This window comes from Streptomyces sp. M-16, assembly GCF_052114405.1.
Lineage (GTDB): Bacteria > Actinomycetota > Actinomycetes > Streptomycetales > Streptomycetaceae > Streptomyces.
In genome coordinates, this window is the sequence record NZ_JBFRER010000259.1 from 1 (window position 1) to 3145 (window position 3145).

The 3145-nt window shown below is 71.6% G+C and carries 2 protein-coding genes; both read left to right on the forward strand.

The annotated features are described in order from the left end of the window. The first annotated feature begins 125 nt into the window (after nt 1-125). Nucleotides 126-2159, forward strand: a complete 2034-nt coding sequence (gene uvrC / locus AB4039_RS41815; RefSeq protein WP_442273262.1) for an excinuclease ABC subunit UvrC — start codon at nt 126-128, stop codon at nt 2157-2159. Then, a complete protein-coding gene (gene rapZ / locus AB4039_RS41820; protein ID WP_030237204.1) occupies nt 2156-3103 on the forward strand; it encodes an RNase adapter RapZ in 948 nt (315 codons plus the stop codon). Before uvrC ends, rapZ begins: the two co-directional genes overlap by 4 nt. The last annotated feature ends 42 nt before the right edge of the window (nt 3104-3145 follow it).

The following is a 3145-nucleotide window of genomic DNA, read 5'->3' on the forward strand; positions in this document are numbered from 1 at the left end:
GCCACCGCCAGGGGCCGGGCCCCGCGGGGCCGCCCCCCGCCCCGCCCCGCCCCGCCCCTCCCCGGGGCGGGGCGGCAGGGCCGGCGTACGGCCCGATGTCGGCCCGCGCCAGTAGGGTGGGCGGCATGGCCGACCCTTCCAGCTACCGTCCCGAGCCCGGGCAGATCCCCGACTCCCCGGGGGTCTACAAGTTCCGCGACGAGCACCGCCGGGTGATCTACGTCGGGAAGGCCAAGAGCCTGCGCCAGCGCCTGGCCAGCTACTTCCAGGACATCGCGGGCCTGCACCCCCGTACCGCCACCATGGTCACCACGGCCGCCTCCGTCGAGTGGACGGTGGTCTCCACCGAGGTCGAGGCGCTCCAGCTCGAATACTCCTGGATCAAGGAGTTCGACCCCCGGTTCAACGTCAAGTACCGGGACGACAAGAGCTACCCCTCCCTCGCCGTCACCATGAACGAGCAGTACCCCCGCGTGCAGGTCATGCGCGGCCCCAAGAAGAAGGGCGTGCGCTACTTCGGCCCGTACGGGCACGCCTGGGCGATCCGCGAGACCGTCGACCTGATGCTCCGTGTGTTCCCGGTCCGCACCTGCTCCGCCGGAGTGTTCAAGCGCTCCGCCCAGATCGGCCGGCCCTGCCTGCTCGGCTACATCGGCAAGTGCTCCGCGCCCTGCGTCGGCCGGGTCACGCCCGAGGAACACCGGGAACTGGCCGAGGACTTCTGCGACTTCATGGCCGGCCGCACGGGCACCTACCTCACCCGCCTCGAACAGCGGATGCACGAGGCCGCCGAGGAGATGGAGTACGAGAAGGCCGCCCGGCTGCGCGACGACATAGGGGCCCTGCGCCGGGCCATGGAGAAGAACGCCGTCGTCCTCGCCGACGCCACCGACGCCGACCTGATCGCGGTCGCCGAGGACGAGCTCGAAGCCGCCGTGCAGATCTTCCACGTCCGCGGCGGCCGGGTCCGCGGCCAGCGCGGCTGGGTCACCGACAAGGTCGAGGCCGTGGACACCGCCGGGCTCGTCGAGCACGCCCTGCAGCAGCTGTACGGGGAGGAGAGGGGAGAGGCCGTCCCCAAGGAGGTGCTGGTCCCGGTGCTCCCGGAGGACACCGGGGCCCTGGGCCAGTGGCTGGCCGGGCGGCGCGGCTCGAACGTCAGCCTGCGCGTCCCGCAGCGCGGGGACAAGAAGGCCCTCATGGAGACCGTCCACCGCAACGCGCAGCAGTCCCTCGCCCTGCACAAGACCAAGCGCGCCAGCGACCTCACCACCCGCTCCCGCGCCCTGGAGGAGATCGCCGAGGCACTGGAACTGGACGGCGCCCCGCTGCGCATCGAGTGCTTCGACATCTCCCACCTCCAGGGCGACGACGTGGTGGCCTCGATGGTCGTCTTCGAGGACGGCCTCGCCCGCAAGGGCGAGTACCGGCGCTTCCAGATCAAGTCCTTCGAAGGACAGGACGACGTCCGCTCCATGCACGAGGTGGTCTCCCGGCGCTTCCGCCGCTACCTCCAGGAGAAGCTGAAGACGGGGGAGTGGTCCCCCGAGGACGCGCAGGACGCCGGCGCCGACGGGAGCGCGGTGGGCGTGGCGGAGGACGACGGGCGGCCCAAGCGCTTCGCGTACCCGCCCCAGCTGGTCGTCGTCGACGGCGGGCAGCCCCAGGTGGCGGCCGCGAAGCGGGCCCTGGAGGAGCTCGGGATCGACGACGTGGCGGTGTGCGGCCTGGCCAAGCGGCTGGAGGAGGTCTGGCTGCCCGGCGAGGACGACCCCGTCGTGCTGCCCCGCACCAGCGAAGGCCTCTACCTGCTCCAGCGGGTCCGTGACGAAGCCCACCGCTTCGCCATCCAGTACCAGCGCAACAAGCGCGGCAAGCGCCTGAAATCGGGCCCCCTGGACGAGGTGCCGGGCCTCGGCGAGAGCCGCAAGCATGCCCTGGTCAAGCACTTCGGTTCGGTGAAGAAGCTGAGACAGGCGACAATCGACCAGATCTGCGAGGTCCCGGGCATAGGACGCAAGACGGCCGAGACCGTGGCCGCGGCCCTCGCCCAGGCTCCCCCGGCCGGTCCTGCCGTCAACACGGCGACAGGAGAGATCATGGAGGACGAGGCACCCGCGCCGGCGGGAGCAGCGTCCGAACGGGGGACCGAGCAATGACCGAGCACGAGACCACGCACGACCGAGACGGAGCACAGGTGAGTACGGGCACGACAGTGGAGCCCGGCGACAACGCCGAGGCGGCCATCCCCGAACTAGTGATCATCTCCGGGATGTCCGGGGCCGGCCGCAGCACCGCGGCCAAGTGTCTGGAGGACCTCGGCTGGTTCGTCGTCGACAACCTTCCGCCCGCGCTGATCCCCACCATGGTGGAGCTCGGGGCCCGCTCCCAGGGCAACGTGGCGCGGATCGCCGTCGTCGTCGACGTCCGCGGCCGCCAGTTCTTCGACGCCCTGCGCGAGTCCCTCTCCGACCTGGAGGCCCGCGGGGTCACCCGGCGCATCGTCTTCCTGGAGTCCTCCGACGACGCGCTGGTGCGCCGCTTCGAGTCGGTCCGCCGACCGCACCCCCTCCAGGGCGACGGCCGCATCGTCGACGGCATCGCCGCCGAGCGCGACCTGCTGCGCGAGCTGCGCGGGGACGCGGACCTGGTCATCGACACCTCCAGCCTGAACGTGCACGAGCTGCGCGCGAAGATGGACGCCCAGTTCGCGGGCGACGAGGAGCCCGAGCTGCGGGCCACCGTCATGTCCTTCGGCTACAAGTACGGCCTCCCCGTCGACGCCGACCTCGTCGTCGACTGCCGCTTCATCCCCAACCCGCACTGGGTGCCGGAGCTGCGCCCCTTCACCGGGCTCAACGAGGAGGTCTCGGGCTACGTCTTCAGCCAGCCCGGCGCCAAGGAGTTCCTCGACCGCTACACCGAACTGCTCCAGCTCATCGCCACCGGCTACCGCCGCGAGGGCAAGCGGTACGTGACCATCGCGGTCGGCTGCACCGGCGGCAAGCACCGCAGCGTGGCCATGTCCGAGAAGCTCGCCGCCCGCCTCGCCTCCGAGGGAGTCGAGACCGTCGTCGTCCACAGGGACATGGGGCGCGAGTGACCGGACGGACCCTGCGCCTGCGCCGCCTGCGCCGCCTCGCCC